Raw genomic sequence first — 14,276 nt, 5'->3', positions numbered from 1 at the left:
CGGGCCGGGCCTGCCGGGTTCACTGTGCATAACTCCGGCAAACCGGCAGCGGCCTGCAGAGTTCACGCGAAACCCCGGCGAGTCAGAGACCTCCAGACAGAATCTGCAGGAGTTATGGTCGTCGCACAGGGTGGCGCCGCAGCTACAGGATGTGCACCCGATGGTGGTTCCACGCCGCCAGGAGCGCGAGGACGGCCTCCTGGACGGCAGCGGGGTCGAACATGGTGCGCTGGTAGGCCGGCCTAAGGCTCATGTACCCCTGCCGTGCCGCGTCGATGTCCCGATTGCGATCCCGCACATGCATTTCCCAGCCCTCGTGGGCGAGCCTGCTGTCGGCTTCGAGAATGAGGATGCCCTCGACGATCATGTCGACGCGCCCGACGCCCCGCACCTCCACCTGCAATTCGCAGTGCAGACCGATTTGCCACATCAATAACCGCAGGATCGACTCCTGGCCGGCCTCCGCTCGGCCGTCGAGCTGGCCGAGTAGCGGTAGGCAGCGTTCCGGCAGCTGGCGGAAGAGCGCATCGAGCTCGTCGAGCGAGAGAAGCCCCAGGTGGAGGACGCTGTCGAGTGTGGCAATGGCATGCCAGGGCATTTGGCAGCGGACTGCCTGGGCAACCGCCTCGCGGACCCCGACGGCGTGTTCCGAGACGTCGGTGCTGTCGAGGAGTGGCCACCAGTGCAACACGGAGTCGCCCCTCGCGCTCTCGCCAAGGGCGATCGACCGCGAGTGAGGTGACCGCAGTCGGGATGCCGACCGCAGGAGATGGATATGCGGGACAGCGGAGTCCATGGCGAAGGCACCACGCAGATGAAGAGCCGAGACACAGCCGAGGCGGCCACCGACGCGAACCGCCTGGATCACGCGCGTCGGTGTGCCGGGGAGGGCGTAGTGGTCCCGGCGCGGCCGCAGCAGGTAGCCGCCCCGCACCGCACTAGTCAGTCCCGCTCCTGTTGCACCGAAAGCGAGCAGCGTGCGCCGATCCGCCACCGTCAGGTTCAGTTGTTGGAAGATTTCGTTCCACGTCATGGCGGGATGGTGGCCGATGCGGTCGGCACGGTTGGGGGAGCCGCCCAGATCGGTGCATAACGTTGTGCGCGCGTGCTCGGTGCACAACTCCGGCTCAGCGCCTTGCAAGGGTCAGTCTGGCCCGGAATTTCGGGCGTCGCGAACACCGTGTCCGCGAGGAGCAGGAGTTATGCCGAACGGCGTTCGCCGAGACGCCTCAGGTCCGATCGATCGCCGGGGCGACTCCGGCGTGTCAACTCCGGCCCGACTGCTCACGCCGCCGACGCATAAGTCCTGCAAACTGCGCGCCAGCCCTCAGCCTCTGTGCGAGACCGCCGCCGATCCGGGGCCAGCAAAGCAGCGGGACACGAACTGCAGGAGTTATGCCGAGGGGGACGGCACAAGCGGGATCAGTGAGCGACCGGCGCGGGCTGCTCGGTGAAGACCTGGCCGTGCAGTGTCGTGAGGGTCTCACGGGTTGCGGCGACCTCGGTCGCGCGCTTCTCGCTCGTCCAGCCGAGGCTCGCTCCGACGACGTCCGCGATCTCGTCGATCATCTCGCCCGTGACCGCACCGGTGAAGGCGAGATCGGTGCGGCGAAGCAGCACATCGTCGAGATGCACGACACTCTCCGTGCGTACGAGATGGTCGAGCTCGGCAGTGGTCAGCAGCGTGGTCGTCTGCAGCGTGGAGTCGTCACCGGCGGTGATCGCGGCGATCACCTCGGTCGCGCGGGTGCCGTAGCGTGTGAGCAACTGCTCCACTCGCGAGCGGGTGACTCCCACCGCGTGAGAGTGGATCCAGGCGTTCCGGGTGGGTTCCGTGGTCGGGAACCCGGCCCCTCCGCCGATCGGGAGTGAAGTGGTGGATGCCGTGCGCTCACGCTTCAGCAGGGCGAGCACCTCGTTGGTCATGTGCTCACCGAGTGCGCGGAAGGTCGTCCACTTGCCGCCGACGAGGCTGAGCAGCGGGGACCCGCCGAAGCTGCCCTTCTCGATGCGATAGTCGCGGGAGACGAAGCCGGGAGCCTCGTCGTCGTGCCGCGGCAGCGGACGGATGCCCGCATAGGTGAACACGATCTGCGAGCGGTCGACGGGCACAGTCGGGAACACGTGGGAGACGAGCTTGAAGAAGTACTCGGTGTCGTCGTCCGTCTCGATCATCGGATCGCGCGGGTCGGCATCCATGTCGGTGGTTCCCACGAGCACGCGGCCCTTGATCGGGTAGATCAGCACGATGCGGCCGTCGTCATTCTCGAAGAACAGCTCACGACCCTTGGTGGCGGCGAAGAGTTCGGGGTTGTCGAGCACGATGTGCGAACCCTTCGTGCCGCCCATGAACTTCGTGGCCGTGCCGAGAGCGTCGTTGGTGAGGTCGGTCCAGGGGCCGGAGGTGTTGACGACCACGTCGGCGGTGAGCACGAATTCGTCTCCCGTGACGCGGTCCCGCACCAGCACTCCGCCATCGACGGCGCCGATCGCCTCGACGTAGTTGGCGCTTCGACCGCCTGCTGCCACTCCGTCGAGCAACACGTCGAGTCCGAGACGCTCCGGGTTGACCATCGCCGCGTCATAGTAGGTGGCCGTGTACTTGAGGTCGGGGTTCAGCGCGGGCTGGTCGGCCAGCGACTTGCGTCGACCGTGGAACTGGTGGCGCGGAACGCTGCCACCGTCGCGCGAGAAGGAGTCGTACAGGATGAGCCCCACCTTGATCAGCAGCGCGCCACGCTCAGTGGTCGTGCTCTGCTTGTGTGTGAGGAAGCGCAGCGGTGCGGCCGCGATCCCGGAGAAGGTGGAGAAGATCGGGATGGTCGTCTGCAGCGGCTTCACGTAGTGCGGCGCCGTCTTCAGCAGGCGATTGCGCTCCTGCACCGCCTCGCGTACGAGACGGAATTCCCCGTTCTCCAGGTAGCGGATGCCGCCGTGGATCATGTGCGACGACGCGGCGGAGGCGCCGGAGATGTAGTCGCCGCGCTCGATCAGCGTGACGTCGACGCCCTGGAGGGCGAGCTCGCGGAAGGTCGCGGCACCGTTGATGCCACCTCCGATCACGAGCACCTGAGAGTGGGGGTGCTCGGTGAGGGAAACGACATCGGTTCGAGGAGTTGAAGTGGTCATACACTCATAGTGCGCCGCAGAGAGAGACTTTTCATGGCCAGTGAACGGATGTGCAGATGAACGTGTCGGAAAGCGACGGCGCAGCGCGCACTGCGGATGCGCTCCGGGCGGCTCATCTCTACTACATCCAGAACCTGACGATGGATGCCATCGCCTCCGAGCTGGGGATCTCCCGGTCATCCGTCAGTCGCCTGATCTCCTTCGCCCGTGATTCCGGGCTCGTGGAGATCAGGCTGCATTCCCCCATCGACCAGCTCACCCAGCTCCAACACCAGCTGCATGACAGGTTCGGCCTCACGTCCCACATCGTTCCCGCCGGGGATGCCGCGACGGAGGTCGACCGCCTAGACCGGGTCGCTCTCTCGGCTGCACGAATTCTCACTGACTTCGTGGACTCGACGATGATCCTCGGGGTGGCCTGGGGCTCGACGATCGCCTCGGTGAGCCGGCATCTGGTACGAAAGCCCGTGCGCAACACCCAGGTCGTGCAGCTGAACGGGGCAGGTAATGCCCACACCACCGGTCTGGTCTACGCGAGCGAGATCATCGGACGCTTCGGGGTCGCCTTCGGCGCTACCGTTCAGCAGTTCCCGGTGCCGGCGTTCTTCGACGATCCGGCGACGAAAGAAGCGCTCTGGCGGGAGCGCAGCACCGCGCGGGTGCTCGCGGTGCAGCGGCGGATGGATGTCGCGATCTTCGGCATCGGATCACCGAATGCCGACGTACCGAGCCACGTCTACGCCGGCGGGTACCTCGAACGGGCCGACTACGACGCCCTCTCCCGATCCCACGTCGTCGGGGACATCGCCACGATGTTCTTCCGCGCCGACGGCAGCCATGACGACATCCCCCTTAATGACCGTTCGAGCGGGCCCGGCTTCGACGTGCTCATGAGGGCGCCCCGCCGGATCGCCGTGGTCTCTGGCCGGGCGAAGCTCCCCGCTCTCCGCGGAGCCGTCGCCACCGGCGTGATCACCGACCTGGTCGTCGACGAAGTGACCGCCGGCCAGCTGGCCGCCATGGAATAGGTGCCCGGCACTGACCTCTGGGAATATCCCCGCCCACCCGGCGTTGGATAGACTGCAAGCAATAAGAAGTACGTGCTCCGGGGTCGGTGAAAGTCCGAACCGGCGGTGACAGTCCGCGACCCGCGGCTCCAGAAGATCGGAGCAACGGTTGACTCGGTGAAATTCCGAGACCGACGGTAATGAGGTTCGAGAGAGCTTCTCAGTCCGGATGAGAGGAAGCACGCGTGTTCGCCTCCGGGCGCGCACGCACGATGTCTGCGACCGTCGACACCGTACCCGGAGTCCGTCTTCGATACGAAGATTCGAGACCACCGGATGACCGCCGCCGAGATTGGCACTGCCGCAGGGCACGAGACGCTGATGCGGCACGCGCTGTCCCTCGCCGCCCACGGCCCCGCGACAGGCGTCAACCCGCAGGTGGGGTGCGTGCTCGTGGACGCCGACGGCACGATCGTGGCCGAGGGCTGGCACCGCGGCGCGGGCACCCCGCACGCGGAGGTGGATGCCTTGTCCCACGTGGACGACGCTACCGGTCTGACCGCCATCGTCACCCTCGAACCCTGCAACCACCACGGCCTCACGGGACCATGCTCCGAGGCTCTCATCGACGCGGGCGTGGCTCGTGTCGTCTATGCCGTGTCGGACCCCGGCGAGCATTCCGGCGGGGGCGCCGAGCGGCTGCGCGAGGCCGGGGTGCTCGTCGAATCCGGGGTGCTGGCGGAGGAGGCATCCGAAGCCATGCGCGTGTGGCTGACCGCGACGCGACTGCGGCGTCCGTTCGTCACCCTGAAGTGGGCCTCGAGCCTCGACGGGAGGGCCGCGGCCGACGACGGCTCGAGCAAGTGGATCACCGGCACCGCGGCGCGGCAGCGCGTGCATGAGCAGCGCGAGCAGTCCGACGCGATCCTCGTGGGCACGGGCACGGTGCTCGCGGACGACCCGAGTCTCACCGCCCGCGGCGACGCGGGAGAGTTGATGCCGCACCAGCCGATCCCCGTCGTGATCGGCGAACGCGCGATCCCCGCCGACGCCCGGGTGCTCCATCATCCCCAGGCCGCGATCGTCACGCAGAGCCGGGATCTGCCGGCCATCCTCGCCGACCTGTTCGAGCGCGGCATCCGCCATGTCTTCGTCGAGGGCGGCCCGACACTCGCGAGCGCCTTCGTCTCGGCAGGGCTCGTGGATGAGTACCTCGCCTACCTCGCACCCGTCCTGCTGGGCGGCGGCCGGCTCGCCCTCACCGACATCGGCGTCGGCAGCATCGGCGAGGCACGACGACTCTCCATCGACACCATCGAGCGACTGGGCGACGATCTCTTGGTCGTGGCTCGGCCCGCACACGATCACCCCGCACACAATCACCACGGGAAGGCCATCTGATGTTCACCGGAATCATCGAAGAACTCGGCGAGGTCGTCGACTGGCAGGAGACGACGGATGCCGCGCGGCTCACCGTGCGCGCACCCCTCGCGGTCTCCGACGCCCGCCACGGCGACTCGATCTCGGTGAGCGGGGTCTGCCTCACCGTCGTGGACAGGGGCGACGACTGGTTCACCGCCGACGTCATGGCCGAGACCATCACGATGTCGACCCTCGCCGGCGTCAGTACCGGATCGCGCGTCAACCTCGAGCGCGCCGCCCAGGTCGGCGACCGGCTCGGCGGCCACATCGTGCAGGGCCACATCGATGGCACCAGTGTGCTCCTCAGCGTCACCGAGGGAAGCGCGTGGCGAGTGCTGCGGTTCTCGCTTGCCGCGGATGTCGCCCCCCTCGTCGCCCGCAAAGGCTCGATCGCAGTGGACGGCGTCTCGCTCACCGTGAGTGCCGTCGGACCCGACTGGTTCGAGGTCTCCCTCATCCCCGAGACGCTCAGCGTGACGACCCTCGGGCGCAAGGCCGTCGGCGACTCCGTGAACATCGAGACCGACATCCTGGCGCGCCACGTTGCGCGCCTCGCAGAACTGACATCAGCAGCACCAACCGGAAGGAGCGAGTCATGAGTCTCGCCGACATCCCCACCGCCCTCGAAGAACTGCGGGCCGGAAAGCCGATCATCGTCGTCGACGACGAGGGCCGTGAGAATGAGGGCGACGTCGTGCTCGCCGCCGAGTTCGCCAGCCAGGAATGGCTCGCGTGGCTCGTGCGCAACAGCTCCGGCTTCATCTGCGCGCCGATGACCAACGAGATCGCCGACCGCCTCGAACTGCCGATGATGGTCGTGAACAACGAAGACCCGCGCGGCACGAACTACACGGTGTCGGTGGATGCCGCTGACCGCATCAGCACCGGCATCAGCGCCGCCGATCGTGCCCACACCCTCCGCGTGCTGGCGAATCTCGACTCGACGCCATCGAGCGTGCATCGCCCCGGGCACATCATGCCTCTCCGGGCACGGGACGGCGGCGTGCGCGAACGCAACGGCCACACCGAGGCAACTGTCGACCTGCTCAAGCTCGCCGGCCTCACGCCGGTCGGAGCCATCTCCGAGATCGTCGCGGAAGACGGCGAGATGATGCGCCTGCCCGGCCTCATCCAGCTTGGGCTGCGCGAGGGCATCGCCGTGATCACGATCGAATCGCTCATCGAGTACCTCCAGGCACGGCACTGCGACACCTCCGTGCCGGATGCGGTGCCGATCCCCGAGACCTCCCGCGTCACCTTCGAGGTCGAGACCACCATCCCCACCAGCCACGGATCCTTCCGTTTCCGCGCCTACCGGGACCGGATGACCGGCGCCGATCACCTGGCCATCATCAGCGGCGAGCCGCAGAACGGCGCGCTGATCCGGGTACATTCCGAGTGCCTCACCGGGGAGGTCTTCGGTTCCCTCAAGTGCGAGTGCGGACCGCAGCTGGATGCCGCGCTCGACCAGATCCAGGCCGAAGGCGGAGTCGTCATCTACATGCGCGGGCACGAGGGTCGGGGCATCGGGCTCATCAACAAGCTGAAGGCCTACCGCCTGCAGGAGGACGGGCTCGACACCCTCGACGCGAACATCGCCCTCGGCTTCCCCGCTGATGGTCGTGACTACAGCGCCGCGGTCGCGATCCTGGAGGACCTCGGCCTCAGCGAAGTGCGGGCGATCACCAACAACCCGGAGAAGCTGCGCCAGCTGCGTGACCGCGGGATCATCGTCACCGAGCAGGTTCCGCTCGTGGTGGGAGTCGGCGACTTCAACGAGCAATACCTCGAGGCGAAGAGGGACCGCATGGGGCACATCCTCCCCGGTACTTCTGAACTGCGCGACACCTCCGAACTGCGGGGGGACCCCGCGGTCGACACCGAACTCGAACGGGCCGCTCGGGCCCACCAGCGCATCCTCGAAACCCCGAAAGGACACCTCGCATGAGCGGCGACGGAGCACCAGAGATCATCACCGACGGCACCGGCCTCAGGGTCACCATCGTTGCCGGGCAATGGCACGAGGAGATCACCAACGGGCTGCTTGCCGGCGCGCGGCGTGTGCTCGCGGCATCCGGCGCCGAGGTGACCGAGCTGCGCGTGCCCGGCAGCTTCGAGCTCCCCGTGGTGAGCAAGGCGGCGCTCGATGCGGGAGCGGATGCGGTGGTCGCGCTCGGCGTGATCATTCGTGGCGGCACCCCGCACTTCGAGTTCGTGTCGGATGCCGCGACGAGCGGTCTCACCCAGGTGGCGATCCTCACCGGAAAGCCCGTCGGCTTCGGCGTGCTCACCCTGGAGGACGAGCAGCAGGGGCTGGACCGGGCGGGACTGCCCGGGTCGAAGGAGGACAAGGGCGCCGAGGCTGCCGAAGCGGCGCTCGCGACAGCCGTCCTCCTCCGCGGGCTGGCCGGCTGACTCCCGCTCGTCCACCGAAAGGTAGGCTGGCTGCGTGAGCAACCCCTTCAAGATCCTGATCGTCCTCGCCATCGTCATCGCGGTGGTGCTCGCGGCCGGGTTCACCTATGTGGTGTTCCTGAAGGACCCGGGTAAGGTCTCGCGCAGCCTCAGCAGCCATTCCGTCGTCGAACCTGCCTGACATGCGGCCGCAGGGGCGGCCACCGCTGCGGCTGATCGCGGCGCTCGCCGGCGTCGTCGTCGTGGCCCTCGTGCTGACAATCGTCGCCCTGAGCTCCAGCCCGCGCGCCGCACTCCCCCCGATCACCGGAATCCAATACAGCCAGTCGAAGGCCGTCGAAGGATTCTCGGATTCATCGCACGAGACCTCGGATCCGGCGCGGATCGCCGCGTTCACGGCGATCGTGAAGAAGTACGGGGTCGACGTCACGAACTTCGACCAGACCCTCAATGACGTCTGCACCGGTGGGCTCGCCACCGACATCACCCTGGAGTTCGCGGATTCTAAAACGGCGGAACTGCGGGTCTACGACTGCGGCCGCACCGTGCCGCGCGGCACCTTCGTGAGCGACACCTCCGCTCTCTTCACCCGGTGGCGGGCAGAGGACGACGCGTAGAGTCCGTCGAACCGCACCCGAACTGGGGGAACGGCGCGGACGCCGATCCGGTACCCGAGCCGCTATTCTGGCGACGGAGGAGCCTGACGCATGACCGCACCCACAACACTGCCCGCCGCGTTCACTCCCTTCGCCGAGCCGCGACGCAAGGTGTCGGCGGGCTGGATCGCCCTCTTCGCGACGGCCTGGCTCGGCATCTGGATGGCGCAGCTCACCCCGATCCAACTCCTGCTCCCGCAGCAGATCGACGAGCTCTTCACGACCACCGACTGGGTATCGAGTGTCGTCGCCTTCGGCATCATCTCCGGCATCGCCGGGGCCTGTGCCCTCATCGTCTATCCGCTCACTGGAGCGCTCTCCGACCGCACCACCTCGCGATTCGGGCGTCGGCGACCCTGGATCCTCGTCGGCACCCTCGTCTTTGCGATCTCCCTCTTCCTGCTCGGCCTTCAGACCTCTATCACCGGCGTCGGTGTCTTCTGGGCGCTCGCGCTGAGCGGATTCTGCATCGTCTCCGCCGCTGTCACCGCCACCATCTCCGACCAGGTGCCGGTCAACCAGCGCGGGTTCGTGTCGGGCTGGGTGTCGGCTCCGCAGGCAGTCGGCACGGTTCTCGGTATCGTGCTTGTGCTCACCCTCGTGCTCACCACGTTCGTCGGTTACGCCCTTATGGCGGTGCTGTTGATCGTGCTGGTGCTGCCGTTCCTCCTGCTCATCCCCGACGAGGTGCTCCCCCGGGTGCTCCGGGCCCCGTTCACGTTCGGCAGTCTCGCGCGCGGATTCTGGATCAATCCGATCCGCTTCCCCGACTTCGGCTGGACTCTGCTCGGCCGCATCCTCGTGAACCTCGGAAACGCGCTCGGCACCACCCTGCTGCTCTACTTCCTGATGTACGGCCTCGGCCTCGGCAAGGCGGCGGAAGACGACCTGCTGCTGCTCACGATGATCTACCTGGTGTTCTTCATCATTGCGGCCCTCGGCTTCGGCAAGCTCAGCGACCGCATCGGTCAGCGCAAGGTGTTCGTCTACGCCGCCGCCTACCTGCAGGCCCTCGCCGCACTGCTCCTGGCGTTCGTGCCCGCCCTTCCCGTCGCCATGGCCGCTGCCGGCCTCCTCGGACTGGGCTACGGATGCTTCATGGCCGTCGACCAGGCGCTCGCGACCCAGGTGCTGCCCGACTCGCACAGCCGGGGCAAGGACCTGGGGATCATGAACATCGCCACGGCGGTGCCGCAGGCATTCGCCCCTCTTCTCGGAGCCTTCGTCGTCGCTGCGATGGGCGGCTTCACGGCGCTCTTCATCTGCTCGGCGATCGCCGCGGTGCTCGGCGGGCTCGCGATCCTGCCGATCAAGGGCGTGCGCTAGCCTCCCCAGCATCCCCCTCCCGTTTTTGCGACCACCTCCGCGCTCGCACACCGTGGTGGTCGCAAAAACGGGAGATGGTCGGCGGGGTGGCCCCCGAGCGAGGGGTAGGGTCGGAGGCGGTCATCCTCGTCTCTAGGGAGCAATCGCTCATGTCATCAGCCTCCGCCGTCGCCGCCCCCGCGAATCCGCGCTCGCGCGTGATCCTCGCGAGCCTCATCGGCACCTCGATCGAGTTCTACGACTTCTACGTCTACGCCACGGCGGCGGTGCTCGTCTTCCCCGCACTGTTCTTCCCCACCCAGGACCGACCGACGGCGCTGCTCAGTTCCTTTGCGGTCTTCGGGGCCGCCTTCATCGGCCGGCCCCTCGGGTCCATCCTGTTCGGGCACTTCGGGGATCGGATCGGCCGCAAGGGCACCCTCATCGCGTCGCTCCTCACCATGGGCATCGCCACCTTCCTGATCGGATGCCTCCCCTCGGCCTCCACCCCCGGCTGGGCCGTGTTCGCCCCGCTTCTGCTCGTGGTGTTCCGGTTCGCCCAGGGCATCGGCCTCGGCGGAGAGTGGAGCGGAGCCGCGCTGCTCGCCACCGAGAACGCCCCCGCGGGCAAGCGCGCGATCTACGGCACCTTCCCGCAGCTCGGGGCGCCGATCGGGTTCATCGTGGCCAATGCGCTTTTCCTCGTGCTCAACCTCACGATGAGCCCGGAGGCCTTCGCGGCCTGGGGCTGGCGCATCCCGTTCCTCGCCAGTGCCCTGCTCGTCATCGTGGGCCTCTACGTGAGGTTCCGGCTCGTCGAGGCTCCGGCGTTCACGCAAGTCATCGAGAAGGGTGCAGTCGCCCGCGTACCGCTCGCACTCGTATTCCGCACCAGCTGGCGCCAGCTCATCCTCGGCACCTTCATCATGTTGGCCACTTACGTGCTCTTCTACCTGATGACCACCTTCACCCTCGCTTTCGGCACCGCGGCGAAGACGGTGGATGTGGCGGCGGCGGGCGCGAAGGCGGCCGGCAAGCCGTTCGACCCCTCCGCCTTCGTGCCCGGACTCGGCTACACCCGCAACGAATTCCTCATCATGCTCATCATCGGGGTGGTGTTCTTCGGCATCTTCACCCTCGTCTCCGGCCCGCTCGCCGAGCGATTCGGGCGACGCCGGATGCTCAGCGTCGTCACGATCGGGATCATCGTCTTCGGGCTGCTCTTCGTTCCCCTCTCGGGCGGCGGCATCGTCGGCGTGATGGCCTGGTTGATCCTCGGCTTCTCGCTCATGGGGCTCACGTTCGGGCCGATGGGGGCCCAGTTGCCGGAGCTGTTCGCGACCAACGTGCGCTACACCGGCTCGGGAATCAGCTACAACTTCTCGAGCATCCTCGGGGCGGCGGTCGCGCCGTATATCGCGCTCGCGCTCTGGGGGCTGGCCGGCGGCAGCACGATCCTCGTGGGTGTCTACCTCTCGCTGGCCGCCGTGATCACCCTCGTGGCTCTCCGCCTGAGCCGCGAGACCCGCGACAGCGACTTCGCCACGATCGTGGAGTGACTCTCCCGGGCATCCACCTCCCGTTTTTACGACCACCTCCGTGCTCGCACACCGTGGCGGTCGTAAAAACGGGAGATGGATGTTCGGAGAGCGAGAGGGCCTCAGTCGAGGAACAGCGCGCGCAGGCGACGGGTCGTGAAGACGAGTCCGACCACGATCATGACCACGAAGTACAGCACGTGGCCGAGCATCCCGAGGCTGAGCGCTCCGGTCGTGAGCCCCCGGATGAGCTCGACCCCGTGCCAGAGCGGCAGGGCCTGGATCACCCACTGGATGACCTGCGGGTAGACGCTCAGCGGGTAGAAGGTCGCCGAGAAGAGGAACATCGGCAGGAGGGCGAAGTTGATCCAGTCCATCTGCTGGAAGCTCTTCATGTAGCTGGTGATCGCCATGCCGAGGCTCGCAAAACCGAAGGCCACCAGCACCACGGCCGGGAGGGCAAGGATCGCGGTCCAGGCCAGGTTGAGTCCGAGCACCTGCATCACCAGCAGGAAGCCGGCCGCATAGACGACGCCGCGCAGCAGGGCGAGGAAGATCTCGCCCAGCGCGACATCCAGCGGCCCGAGGGAGGTCGCCAGCATTCCCTCGTACAGCCGAGCGAACTGCATCTTGAAGAAGACGTTCCAGGTGGAGTCGAAGATCGCCCCGTTCATCGCCGAGACGGCGAGCAGCGCGGGAGCGATGAACGCGGCGTACGGCACCTGCTGGCCCGTCGACGTGGTGACCGCCCCGACGAGCGCGCCGAGGCCGATGCCCAGCGAGAGCAGGTAGAAGATCGGCTCGAAGAACCCGCTGACCACGATGAGCCAGTTCGTGCTTCGGGTGGCCAGCAGTCCACGCTCGATCACCGAGCGTGAATTGCCGGCATACAGCGCGCGGATGCCGTTCCGCCGAGGCCGTGGCTCCGGACGCACCGGGACGAAGGTCGGTGTCGCGGTCATTTGTCCAGCCTCCTCGTGACCACCCGCTGGGTGCGCAACCAGCCGTAGACGCAGAGGGCGAGGGGGAACAGGATGTGCACGGCCACGAGCCAGCCCGGCTCCACGTTGCCGTAGCTCACGTCGCGCCCGAGCTGCGTTCCATGCCAGAGCGGCGAGATCCAGCCGATCCACTGCAGGTAGATGGGCATCTGGGTGAGCGGGAAGAAGGTGCCGGAGAACAGCAGGAGCGGGGCGATGATGAACCGGCGGATGAACGCGGGCTGGCCGGCATCCGTCTCGACGGTCGCCATGTAGCTGGCGATCACGAGCCCGAATGCCATCCCGGTGAGCAGCGAGATCGGCACGGTGAGGAAGCCCCAGAAGTCGGGCACTGCCCCGAAGGCCAGCATGATCAGGTAGTAGATGATGCCGGTGGGGAGCACCCGGGCGATCACGGAGATGAAGATGCCGTTCACGATCTGGTTGCCGGAGATCGGCGCCGCGTTCATGCCGAAGAAGATGGGGTTCCATTTGAACCCCATCAGGATGGGGTAAGTGCACTCCTCCGAGGCGGCCTCGACCGCCGCGGAGGCGATCAACGCCGGTGCGACGAAGGCGAGGTAGCCCACTCCCCCGAAGGCGTTGCCCTGGTTCTTGTCGACAAGGGTCGCGAGCCCCACGCCGAGCGCGAAGAGGTAGATGACAGGGCTGCCGATCGCCGTCGCGAGCAGCGTCTTGTAGTACGAATTGATGCCGCGGATGCGGTGTTCCGCGACATACCAGGATCCCCACCGCCGCGGCTTGACCCCGCCGGCGATGGCGATGGCGCGCGCCTCGGCCGTTGATGCCGTGTTTACCGCGCTCATTCGATCAGGCTCCGCCCGGTGAGTCGCAGGAAGACGTCCTCCAGACTGGAGCGACGCACCAGGCTCGTGATCGGATGCAGTCCCCGCCGCGTGATCTCGGCGAGCACCGCGTCACCGTCTTCGCTGTAGACCAGGATGCGGTCAGGCAGCACCTCGATCCGCTCCCCGACCCCGGCGATCAGCTGCGCCACCTCCGCATTGCGCTCCGACCCGAACCGCAGCTCGGCGACCTCCCGCGTGGAGTAGTGGCGGATGAGCTCGGCCGGGGCACCCTCCGCCATGATCGTGCCCTTGTCTACCACGATCAGCCGGTCGCAGAGCTGCTCGGCCTCGTCCATGTAGTGGGTGGTGAGCACGAGGGTGGTGCCCTGTTCCTTGAGTCGGAAGAGGCGGTCCCAGAGGATATGGCGGGCCTGCGGATCCAGCCCGGTGGTCGGCTCGTCGAGCAGCAGGATGCGCGGCTCATTCATGAGCGAACGCGCGATCGTGAGCCGACGTTTCATGCCCCCCGAGAGGTCGTCCACCTTCGACTTCTTGCGGTCGGAGAGCTGGGCGAACTCGAGCAGCTCGTCGGCGCGACGACCGCACTCCGCGATGCCGATGCCGAAGTAGCGCCCGTAGACGATGAGGTTGTCGCGCACCCGCAGTTCGGTGTCGAGGTTGTCCTGCTGCGGCACGACGCCGAGCTGGGACCGGATCTCCGGACCGTTCGCATCCGGATCGAGCCCGAGGATGCTCAGGTCGCCACTCGTGCGGGTGGAGACGGCCCCGACCATCCGCATCGTCGTGGACTTGCCGGCGCCGTTGGGGCCGAGCAGGCCGAACGACTCCCCGGGCGCGACCTCGAACGAGAGGCCGTCGACGGCGGCGAAGTCCTTGTACTTCTTGGTGAGCAGGCTGGCAGCGATGACAGGAGTAGGCACGGTATTCCACCCTAACCACTCCCTCCGACATAGTGCGAGCCCCGCTCATGCTCCCTGCGGAGTACTCCCTCCGA

General features: G+C 67.2%; 14 protein-coding genes and 1 riboswitch. Of the genes, 9 read left to right on the top strand and 5 right to left on the bottom strand.

Annotation, left to right across the window (positions count from 1 at the left end; all coding sequences use genetic code 11):
* Window positions 1-142: 142 nt before the first annotated feature.
* On the bottom strand, window positions 143-1,033 hold the full coding sequence (locus ACVXZ4_RS03385; protein ID WP_461796830.1) for a hypothetical protein: 891 nt from the start codon (window positions 1,031-1,033) through the stop codon (window positions 143-145).
* 389 nt (window positions 1,034-1,422) lie between these two features.
* Entirely contained in the window at window positions 1,423-3,129 is a 1,707-nt protein-coding gene (locus ACVXZ4_RS03380; protein WP_461796829.1) for a glycerol-3-phosphate dehydrogenase/oxidase, read from the bottom strand.
* A 56-nt stretch (window positions 3,130-3,185) separates the two neighbouring features.
* On the opposite strand from ACVXZ4_RS03380, the gene ACVXZ4_RS03375 reads away from it, so the two are divergent.
* The 9 genes from ACVXZ4_RS03375 (at window position 3,186) to ACVXZ4_RS03335 (ending at window position 11,493) form a co-directional block, all read left to right on the top strand.
* Window positions 3,186-4,157 carry a sugar-binding transcriptional regulator gene (locus ACVXZ4_RS03375; protein WP_461796828.1) on the top strand — a complete coding sequence of 324 codons (972 nt, stop codon included), beginning with the start codon at window positions 3,186-3,188 and terminating at the stop codon, window positions 4,155-4,157.
* 69 nt (window positions 4,158-4,226) lie between these two features.
* A riboswitch (FMN riboswitch) is annotated at window positions 4,227-4,382 on the top strand.
* A gap of 90 nt (window positions 4,383-4,472) precedes the next feature.
* Window positions 4,473-5,537, top strand: a complete 1,065-nt coding sequence (ribD, locus tag ACVXZ4_RS03370) for a bifunctional diaminohydroxyphosphoribosylaminopyrimidine deaminase/5-amino-6-(5-phosphoribosylamino)uracil reductase RibD (protein ID WP_461796827.1) — start codon at window positions 4,473-4,475, stop codon at window positions 5,535-5,537.
* Window positions 5,537-6,157, top strand: a complete 621-nt coding sequence (locus ACVXZ4_RS03365) for a riboflavin synthase (protein ID WP_461796826.1) — start codon at window positions 5,537-5,539, stop codon at window positions 6,155-6,157. Before ribD ends, ACVXZ4_RS03365 begins: the two co-directional genes overlap by 1 nt.
* Entirely contained in the window at window positions 6,154-7,506 is a 1,353-nt protein-coding gene (ribB, locus tag ACVXZ4_RS03360; protein WP_461796825.1) for a 3,4-dihydroxy-2-butanone-4-phosphate synthase, read from the top strand. Before ACVXZ4_RS03365 ends, ribB begins: the two co-directional genes overlap by 4 nt.
* Window positions 7,503-7,973, top strand: coding sequence for a 6,7-dimethyl-8-ribityllumazine synthase (ribH, locus tag ACVXZ4_RS03355; protein ID WP_461796824.1), 471 nt, complete (start codon window positions 7,503-7,505; stop codon window positions 7,971-7,973). The genes ribB and ribH overlap by 4 nt, the downstream gene beginning before the upstream one ends.
* A gap of 34 nt (window positions 7,974-8,007) precedes the next feature.
* A complete protein-coding gene (locus ACVXZ4_RS03350) occupies window positions 8,008-8,154 on the top strand; it encodes a hypothetical protein (RefSeq protein WP_461796823.1) in 147 nt (48 codons plus the stop codon).
* A gap of 1 nt (window position 8,155) precedes the next feature.
* Window positions 8,156-8,590, top strand: a complete 435-nt coding sequence (locus ACVXZ4_RS03345; RefSeq protein WP_461796822.1) for a hypothetical protein — start codon at window positions 8,156-8,158, stop codon at window positions 8,588-8,590.
* A gap of 90 nt (window positions 8,591-8,680) precedes the next feature.
* A complete protein-coding gene (locus ACVXZ4_RS03340; protein WP_461796821.1) occupies window positions 8,681-9,955 on the top strand; it encodes an MFS transporter in 1,275 nt (424 codons plus the stop codon).
* A gap of 149 nt (window positions 9,956-10,104) precedes the next feature.
* On the top strand, window positions 10,105-11,493 hold the full coding sequence (locus ACVXZ4_RS03335) for an MFS transporter (protein ID WP_461796820.1): 1,389 nt from the start codon (window positions 10,105-10,107) through the stop codon (window positions 11,491-11,493).
* A gap of 101 nt (window positions 11,494-11,594) precedes the next feature.
* Here the strand turns inward: ACVXZ4_RS03335 and ACVXZ4_RS03330 are convergent, their stop codons facing one another.
* The 3 genes from ACVXZ4_RS03330 to ACVXZ4_RS03320 are packed head-to-tail and all read right to left on the bottom strand — an operon-like array spanning window position 11,595 to window position 14,202.
* Window positions 11,595-12,434 carry an ABC transporter permease gene (locus tag ACVXZ4_RS03330; RefSeq protein ID WP_461796819.1) on the bottom strand — a complete coding sequence of 280 codons (840 nt, stop codon included), beginning with the start codon at window positions 12,432-12,434 and terminating at the stop codon, window positions 11,595-11,597.
* Window positions 12,431-13,279 (bottom strand): ABC transporter permease, encoded by an 849-nt coding sequence (locus ACVXZ4_RS03325; protein ID WP_461796818.1) that lies wholly within the window; start codon window positions 13,277-13,279, stop codon window positions 12,431-12,433. The genes ACVXZ4_RS03330 and ACVXZ4_RS03325 overlap by 4 nt, the downstream gene beginning before the upstream one ends.
* The gene (locus ACVXZ4_RS03320) at window positions 13,276-14,202 is read right to left on the bottom strand and encodes an ABC transporter ATP-binding protein (RefSeq protein WP_461796817.1); all 927 of its coding nucleotides are present in this window, start codon (window positions 14,200-14,202) and stop codon (window positions 13,276-13,278) included. The genes ACVXZ4_RS03325 and ACVXZ4_RS03320 overlap by 4 nt, the downstream gene beginning before the upstream one ends.
* Between the last annotated feature and the right edge of the window lie 74 nt (window positions 14,203-14,276).

The sequence above is a fragment of the Lacisediminihabitans sp. FW035 genome, assembly GCF_054880895.1.
Note: the sequence above shows the minus strand (reverse complement) of the source record. Positions and strands in the feature narration are given on the sequence as shown.

Excerpts from the sequence above, each read along its gene's own strand:
- ACVXZ4_RS03385 (WP_461796830.1), bottom strand. The coding sequence starts at position 1,033 with ATGACGTGGAACGAAATCTTCCAACAACTGAACCTGACGGTGGCGGAT.
- ACVXZ4_RS03380 (WP_461796829.1), bottom strand. The coding sequence starts at position 3,129 with ATGACCACTTCAACTCCTCGAACCGATGTCGTTTCCCTCACCGAGCAC.
- ACVXZ4_RS03375 (WP_461796828.1), top strand. The coding sequence starts at position 3,186 with ATGAACGTGTCGGAAAGCGACGGCGCAGCGCGCACTGCGGATGCGCTC.
- ribD (WP_461796827.1), top strand. The coding sequence starts at position 4,473 with ATGACCGCCGCCGAGATTGGCACTGCCGCAGGGCACGAGACGCTGATG.
- ACVXZ4_RS03365 (WP_461796826.1), top strand. The coding sequence starts at position 5,537 with ATGTTCACCGGAATCATCGAAGAACTCGGCGAGGTCGTCGACTGGCAG.
- ribB (WP_461796825.1), top strand. The coding sequence starts at position 6,154 with ATGAGTCTCGCCGACATCCCCACCGCCCTCGAAGAACTGCGGGCCGGA.
- ribH (WP_461796824.1), top strand. The coding sequence starts at position 7,503 with ATGAGCGGCGACGGAGCACCAGAGATCATCACCGACGGCACCGGCCTC.
- ACVXZ4_RS03345 (WP_461796822.1), top strand. The coding sequence starts at position 8,156 with ATGCGGCCGCAGGGGCGGCCACCGCTGCGGCTGATCGCGGCGCTCGCC.
- ACVXZ4_RS03340 (WP_461796821.1), top strand. The coding sequence starts at position 8,681 with ATGACCGCACCCACAACACTGCCCGCCGCGTTCACTCCCTTCGCCGAG.
- ACVXZ4_RS03335 (WP_461796820.1), top strand. The coding sequence starts at position 10,105 with ATGTCATCAGCCTCCGCCGTCGCCGCCCCCGCGAATCCGCGCTCGCGC.
- ACVXZ4_RS03330 (WP_461796819.1), bottom strand. The coding sequence starts at position 12,434 with ATGACCGCGACACCGACCTTCGTCCCGGTGCGTCCGGAGCCACGGCCT.
- ACVXZ4_RS03325 (WP_461796818.1), bottom strand. The coding sequence starts at position 13,279 with ATGAGCGCGGTAAACACGGCATCAACGGCCGAGGCGCGCGCCATCGCC.